The organism is Alcanivorax sp. HI0044 (assembly GCF_001634945.1).
Genome location: NZ_LWEZ01000631.1, coordinates 1 through 731, shown reverse-complemented (window position 1 = coordinate 731; position 731 = coordinate 1). Strand labels below are relative to the sequence as shown.

2 pseudogenes are annotated in these 731 nt (G+C 55.8%); both read right to left on the bottom strand.

Annotated features, from left to right (window positions below):
• Window positions 1-197: pseudogene (locus A3730_RS32580) on the bottom strand (IS4 family transposase); the annotation flags it as partial.
• A 14-nt stretch (window positions 198-211) separates the two neighbouring features.
• Window positions 212-731: pseudogene (locus A3730_RS31275) on the bottom strand (helix-turn-helix domain-containing protein); the annotation flags it as partial.

Genomic DNA, 731 nt, shown 5'->3' with positions numbered 1-731 from the left:
GCCAGAACGTAGTAGCTGCCATACAGCGCATCACCCAGCAGAATATCGCCCTGTTCAAGGTCGGACAGCAAGGTGCGGAACAAGGCATGCTCACTGCCACCTTTGCCCTTATAGGGCCCCATCGCCGCGTTAATAACCATGCCGCTGGAGAGACAAGTGATTCCAACAATCCGGCTAATGGGAAAGCCTAAACCAGGTCACGGAACCGGGGTCAGGTCTTGCCCCGTGCCCCTCGAACTATCCGACTCACTCGCGAATAGTGCAAACCGAAGTAATCCCCTATCTCTCGCATACTGTAGCCCCCGCTTTCATGGGCGGCACGTATGGCGCTGTCTCTGTCACGATGTGAAGCTGCAATAACACCAAGCGGGCGCGCGACTTGACGACGCTGGGTTGAAGGCACCTCGGAAAGAGTGGCCTTGCTGTCCAGTTTGGCCACCATCTGGGCCACAAAGTCTTCACTGCCGAGATAGACCTGATTCTTAAGGGATTCCCAGGGATCGGGCTGGTCCTTTCCCTGTCTAACAAACTCCCTGTACGCCTTTATGGCTTCATCTCGGGTGCCTGAAAAAGCAGCGAGAATCCAATCTGCACTCACACCTTCAGGAAGCGCCTGAAGGCCTGCCGTTCCTCGATAACTGCTCCAGGGCCATTCTTGCGCCGTATGCACCATACGCGCCCTTACCGGGTTCAAGACGATGTATCTGGCCAATTCGAGCAGGTAGCTCTGT